General features: G+C 59.8%; 7 protein-coding genes. 6 read left to right on the forward strand and 1 reads right to left on the reverse strand.

The genetic code is table 11. The features are described from left to right. Window positions 1–64 precede the first annotated feature (64 nt). Window positions 65–841 (reverse strand): LuxR family transcriptional regulator, encoded by a 777-nt coding sequence (locus I6L35_RS06300; protein ID WP_216952456.1) that lies wholly within the window; start codon window positions 839–841, stop codon window positions 65–67. 210 nt (window positions 842–1,051) lie between these two features. On the opposite strand from I6L35_RS06300, the gene I6L35_RS06305 reads away from it, so the two are divergent. The 6 genes from I6L35_RS06305 to I6L35_RS06330 are packed head-to-tail and all read left to right on the forward strand — an operon-like array spanning window position 1,052 to window position 5,879. Beyond that, window positions 1,052–1,813, forward strand: coding sequence for a DUF3450 domain-containing protein (locus I6L35_RS06305; RefSeq protein WP_216979813.1), 762 nt, complete (start codon window positions 1,052–1,054; stop codon window positions 1,811–1,813). Beyond that, window positions 1,810–3,114, forward strand: a complete 1,305-nt coding sequence (locus I6L35_RS06310) for a MotA/TolQ/ExbB proton channel family protein (protein ID WP_216979814.1) — start codon at window positions 1,810–1,812, stop codon at window positions 3,112–3,114. The genes I6L35_RS06305 and I6L35_RS06310 overlap by 4 nt, the downstream gene beginning before the upstream one ends. Next, window positions 3,111–3,641, forward strand: coding sequence for a MotA/TolQ/ExbB proton channel family protein (locus I6L35_RS06315; protein WP_005339367.1), 531 nt, complete (start codon window positions 3,111–3,113; stop codon window positions 3,639–3,641). The genes I6L35_RS06310 and I6L35_RS06315 overlap by 4 nt, the downstream gene beginning before the upstream one ends. Continuing rightward, window positions 3,638–4,039 carry a biopolymer transporter ExbD gene (locus I6L35_RS06320; protein WP_005339369.1) on the forward strand — a complete coding sequence of 134 codons (402 nt, stop codon included), beginning with the start codon at window positions 3,638–3,640 and terminating at the stop codon, window positions 4,037–4,039. The genes I6L35_RS06315 and I6L35_RS06320 overlap by 4 nt, the downstream gene beginning before the upstream one ends. After that, the gene (locus I6L35_RS06325) at window positions 4,036–4,698 is read left to right on the forward strand and encodes an energy transducer TonB (protein ID WP_216979815.1); all 663 of its coding nucleotides are present in this window, start codon (window positions 4,036–4,038) and stop codon (window positions 4,696–4,698) included. Before I6L35_RS06320 ends, I6L35_RS06325 begins: the two co-directional genes overlap by 4 nt. A gap of 2 nt (window positions 4,699–4,700) precedes the next feature. Beyond that, window positions 4,701–5,879, forward strand: coding sequence for a hypothetical protein (locus tag I6L35_RS06330; protein ID WP_216979816.1), 1,179 nt, complete (start codon window positions 4,701–4,703; stop codon window positions 5,877–5,879). The last annotated feature ends 136 nt before the right edge of the window (window positions 5,880–6,015 follow it).

Below are 6,015 nucleotides of genomic sequence, written 5' to 3' on the forward strand. Positions count from 1 at the left end.
GATCAGTCACTTTCTGAAATGAAAAAGAGCCGCTATTGCGGCTCTTTTTGTTTCGGCTGAGGGGTTACGACAGCCGCAGGTTGGTGATGGTGACCTCATCGAGGGAGGGCACTATGATGCCGCTGGTGATCCCCTTGGCGATGGCCTGGCTGCGGTTCTTCGAGTCGGTCTTGTTGGTCACCTGGGTCAGGTGAAAGTTGACCGTCCGCTCGCTGATGCCGAGGATGGTGGCGATCTCCCAGGAGGTTTTGCCCTCGCTGGCCCAGAACAGGCACTCCTTCTCCCGATCCGACAGTTCGGTCAGGTACTTCATCAGGTCAGGCCGGCTTTTGATCAGTTGCAGCGCGGAGTTGAAGATGTAGCTGGCGCAGAATGACAGCAAGGGAACGTTTTCAAACATCAGATCAGAGTTGGACTTCTCCTTGGTGATGAATGAGAGGATACCGTGCTCCCCCTGCGGGGTGTGGAGCGGGAAGGATACGCCGTTGCGCACCCCGAAATCGGCAGCCAGGTTCATCACGTCGCGGCTGGCGCTGGGTAGCCAGGGCGAGTCGCAGTCGAGTTTGTTCCAGAAGATAGGCTGGGTCTGTTTCAGCCCCAGATAGACCACCGGATCCTGGGTCAGATACTGGTTTTCGCTGTAGGCGTCAAACCAGCTGGTCGGACAGTTGTTGAACAGTGCCACGTGGGATTTCTGCATGCTGATGGGGAAAATAATCAACAGCCGGAAGTAATCAAAGCCCATTTGATGACTGAAGCGTTCCAGTTGTTGCTGGATATCGCTGGTTTTTGTTGCCTTGGTGAACTTGTCGATATGTTCCCAGATCGCATCGTTGAGCATGACTTTCTCCTTTTTCGATCTCTATCACACTGATCGAAAAGATTTTTTCTCGTTATTTATATTTGTGCGGTGGCTATTGGCGCCACTTATTCCGTGCGTGTCTAAAAATTATCCTGTTTTTGTGCATAAAGGCCAAGAAAATCCTCTCGTTGCCAGTCCGCCCCGCATTTGAGATAATGATAATAGTTATCATTAGTAAGATGTATTTCAATGAACAAATTATGGGGTGTGGCCCTGCTGCCACTGTCAGTCCACTTTGCTGCCATCGGGGATGAGCTGGTTGCTCCCGCCCTCAAGAACAGCATAGCTGCCGGGAAAGCCTCCCAGCAGCGGGTGGAAAAAGCCGCCGATGCCGCCGTTGCCGCACGACTGGAGCTGCAAAATGCCCAGCTGCAACTGCGCGACCTCGAAGCCTACAACCGCTACATGCAATCTCTGGTGGCCGATCAGCAAAATGAGCTGGGTAAATTGAGTCAGCAGCTGGAAGCGGTGCAAGAGACCCGTCAGGGCTTGATCCCGCTGATGTTGCAGATGCAGGCAGATCTGGAACTGCTGGTGCAAAACGACATCCCGCTGCGCAAGGAAGATCGTTTGGCGCGGGTTGAACAGTTGAAAGCGACCCTGGCCCGCGCAGACGTTAGCGAGGCAGAGAAATTCCGTCAGCTGCTGCAGGCCTATCAGATCGAAGCCGAGTACGGCAGCCGGATGGACAGCTATTCCGCCGAGCTGGAGCTGGATGGTGCTCCTCGTCGGGTCGATGTGCTGGCGCTGGGTCGGGTCTCCCTGCTGGCAATGACGGCCGATCGCAGTCAGGCATGGCGCTGGTCTGCCGAGGCGAAGCAGTGGCAAGCCCTCGATAGCCAGTGGCTCTCCCCTATCGCCGAGGCGATGGATGTGGCCGCCGACAAGAAAGTTCCCCAGTTGCTCAATGTCCCCCTCTCTGTCAGCCGCAGTCAGGAGGCCCAATCATGAGAGTCACCATGAAGTGGTTCCCCCTCCTTATTGCCCTCTTCTGCGGTACCAACGCCGCTGTCGCCGATGAGTGGCAGCAGCAGGAACAGGCTCGTGAACAGCAGGCTCAGCAAGATCTGGCGACCGTTGCCAAGGAGCTCGGCACTGCCCGTGCCAGACTGGCCGAGGCCCAGCGCCTGAGCAAGGAGCTGGCTGGCAAGTTCGCCAGCAACGAGAAGCAGCTGGTCGAGCTTAACGCCCAGTGGGAGCAAGCCTCCGGCGACATGAACGAGATCTTCGCGGTCACCCGTCAAGGCGCCAGCGATGCGGTCAAGCTGCTGAGTGAATCCGCCGTCGAGGGCCAGTACCCGGAGCGTCTCGCCCCGCTGAAAGCCATGGCACAGGATAAACAGGCGCCGGATCGTGCCGCTCTCGCCCTGCTGCCCGCCACGCTGCTGCAGGAGATCCGCGAATCTGGCCGGATTGCCCAGTTCAACGGCAAGGTGCTCGATGCCCAGGGGGCTGCCAGCGAGCAGTCGCTGACCCGGGTTGGCAGTTTTGCCCTGCTGGGGAGCGAAGGCTTCCTGCAACCGACCGCCGAAGGCTTGAGCCCGGTACTGGGTCTGCCCGGTAGTGTGCTCTCTGCCGTTGCGGCTTATCAGGGTCAGGAAGGGGAAGCGCTGCCGCTGGATCCTTCTCATGGCACTCTGCTGGCGATGCTGGCACAGGCACCCACCTTCTGGCAGCAGGTACAGCAAGGTGGTCAGGTCGGCGCCATTATCGTGCTGCTGGCCGCTATCGGTTTGGGAATTGCTGCGGTACGGCTGTGGAGTCTCTCCCGCGAACTTACTCTGGTGCGCCGCCAGCTCAAGAGCGGCGAGTATCACGCCGACAACGCCCTCGGCCGGGTGCTGACGGTAGCAGACAAACACCCCGAGCTGAGCATGGAGACCCTCGAGCTGCGTCTTGATGAGGCGATCCTGCAGGAGACTCCTCGTATGGAGCGCGGTATCGGCATGGTCAAGGTAATCGCGGCCATCGCCCCCATGCTGGGTCTGCTCGGTACCGTAACCGGGATGATCGGCACCTTCCAGGCCATCACCCAGTTTGGCACCGGCGATCCCAAGATCATGGCGGGCGGCATCTCCATGGCGCTGGTTACCACGGTACAGGGTCTGGTTGCGGCCATTCCGCTGATCCTGGCCCACAGCCTGCTGCAATCGCGCTTCACCGAGCTCTCCAATGTGCTGGAGCAGCAAGTAGCCGGCATTCTGGCTGAGCGCGCCGAGAGCAATAATGGCGGGATGGAGCGAGCAGCATGATGCTCGACATCTGGCAACAGCTGCAGAGTTTCATGGGCCGTGGCGGCCCTGTGCTCTGGGTCATTCTGGCCCTGCTGGTGCTGATGTGGATTTTGATGATCGAGCGGCTGCTCTACCTCAATCTGGGTTTTGGCCCCTTGCAGCAACAGCTGCTCGGCCGCTGGCAGGCCCGCAGCGAGCGCCACAGTTGGCACGCCCGGGCGATCCGCAGCCGCTGGCTGGCGCAGGCAGAGCTGGAACTGAACCGTCATCTGATCTTCATCCGCACCCTGGTGGTGCTCTGTCCCATGCTGGGGTTGCTGGGCACAGTGACCGGCATGATCGGCGTATTCGATGCGTTGGCTGCGGCCAACCGCTTTAACCCGGAGAGCATGGCGGGCGGGATCTCCCGCGCCACTATCCCCACCATGGCGGGCATGGTGGTGGCGCTCTCCGGCGTGTTGTTACTCAGTCGGCTCGAGAGTCAGGCCAAGCGTGCGCTGGCCAAGACCCGGGACGGCCTGCGAGAAGAGAAGGTAATGCAATGAGACGGCAATCCAAACGCCAGCGTGACGAAGTGCAGATCGACATGACTCCCATGCTGGATATCGTGTTCATCATGCTGATCTTCTTTATTGTCACCACCTCCTTCGTGCGCGAAGCCGGGCTCGAGGTGCACAGACCCCAGGCCAGTCAGGCCAAGGCGCAGAAATCCTCCAGCATCATGCTGGCGATCGGGGCTCAGGGTCAGATCTTCCTCGACCGCAAGCAGATCGATGTGGAGCGGGTACAGGCCACCATCGCCCGTCTGCTGGCGGAGCAGCCCGATGCCAGCCTGGTGATCCAGGCCGACGAGCGGGTACCCCATGGCAAGGTGGTGCGGGTGATGGATGAGGCCAAGGCGGCGGGTATCGCCAATATCGCCGTGGCGGTGGCGCCGAAATGAAATACAAGCTGATGAGCCTGGGGCTGGGGATTGCCCTCAGTCTGGGCATCCTGCTGTTTATTGCCACGCTGGTTGAACCGCTCCGGGGCGAGAAGGTGGCGAGCGAACAGAAGCCCATCGTCATCAATATGCAGAACGAGGTGACCGAGGTGCAGGTACGCGAGCGTCCAGTGCCGCAGGAGCCCGAGCCTCTGCCAGAGCCTCCCGCGGCATTGGCCTCGACACCGCTGCCGATGCCTGCCGCGGCCCCCTTGGCGGCCGTTGAGCCGAGTCTGGATCTGGTTTCCAGCCTCAGCGCGGTGCAGGTCTATGCCCCCGGAGTGGCGACCAGTACCGCACCGGTATTGAGTGGCAACTACCACGGCCAGCAGCAGGGAGCGGGTATCGGCGCAGGTGACATGCTGATGCCGCTGCAACGGATCGAGCCGGTCTACCCCTATCGTGCCCAGCAGTCAGGGATCGAAGGATTCGTCACCCTGCGCTTTAGCGTGAATGCCGAAGGTGGCGTGCAGGATGTGGAAGTGGTCGAAGCCAAACCCAAGCGTCAGTTCGAGCGGGCGGCCATTCAGGCGATCAACAAGTGGCGCTATCAGCCGAGACCGGGCGCTACCGACAAGCTGGTGCAAGTCATCACGCTCAAATTCAAACTGGAGTCATAACTATGTTGCGGATCTGGATCTGTCTGCTGGCCCTGGTCGGCCAAGCCTGTCTGGCGATGGAGGTCAGCCCTCACTTCTCCCGTCAGCTTGAACCCGTGATGAAGCTCTATCAGTCCGGTCAGTGGCAACAAGCCCAGAGCAATGCGTCCGGCCTCAAGCCAAATAGCGATGCCGAGCGTGCCTGGCTGGCGCAGCTGCAAGCCTCGCTGGCGGCCAATCTGCAACAGACCGCCCAGGCGAGCCGTTATGTCGAACAGGCCCTTGCCTATAAAGAGTGGCCCGAGCAGCAACAGCTCCAGCTGCTGCGACTGCGCGGCGATATTCAGGCCCAGCAATCCAACTGGTCGGGTGCCATCGCCAGCTACAAGGCGGCACTGGCACTCAAGCAAGACGATGCACTGCGCCTGCGTCTGGCTGGTCTCTATTACCACAACAAGCAGTACGGTGACGCCGCCAGCCAGAGCGAACAGTTGTTGAAGAAGGGTTGGCAGAAGCAGGCCGCCATTATTCGTCTCTCCGCCCTCACCGCCCAGCAACGCTATGGCGTGGCGGCCGATCAGGCGGTCGAGTTGATCAGCCACGAACCCAAAGAGAGCAAATGGTGGCAGCAGGCGGTGTCGCTCAACCTCTCCGCCAAACGTGGCGATCAGGCGTTGGCTCTGCTGCAAACAGCTATCGACAGAAAACTGATGGATGATGTGTCTGCCCGCAATCAGCTGATCCGCCTCTATGCCTGGCAAGGGCTGCCTTATCGTGGTGCCCGTCTGCTGGAAGCGGCCATGGCCAAGGGACAGATGAAGCAAAGTGCTGAAAATCGCCAACTGCTGGCTCAATTGTGGGAAGGTGCCCGGGAGTGGTCACAAGCGGTCGATAGCTGGCAACAGCTCGCCAACCAGCACGGTCAGCCCAAAGCCGCCATGCGCGCCGCCGAACTGCTGCTGCAACAGGGCAAGACAGATGCTGCCATGACCCAGCTTGCCGCCATCAAGTCGGTAAAAGGCGAGCAAGGCAATCGCGCCAAAGCGTTGCTGGTGCAGGCACACCTTAATAAGGAGCAGTATGCCCAGGCGCTGGAACTGGCCCGTGAGCTACAGCAACAGGATAACTGGCAGCAGAAGGCAACCACCTGGGTCAACTATATCCGGGCACAAAGCGAAGAGTTGAGCAAAAAAGCGGCGTAAAAGAGATGCCAAGGGGCTGTTTTGGGGCGTTCAGTTCGCTTTTTCAGCAAACGAACGCATTTTTGCAAAAAGCCCTTGTCATCCCGGCGCGGCTCCCTATAATGCGCCCCTACCAGCACGGCGGAACACGCCGAAC

This window comes from Aeromonas sp. FDAARGOS 1405 (assembly GCF_019048265.1).
GTDB classification, from domain to species: domain Bacteria; phylum Pseudomonadota; class Gammaproteobacteria; order Enterobacterales; family Aeromonadaceae; genus Aeromonas; species Aeromonas veronii_A.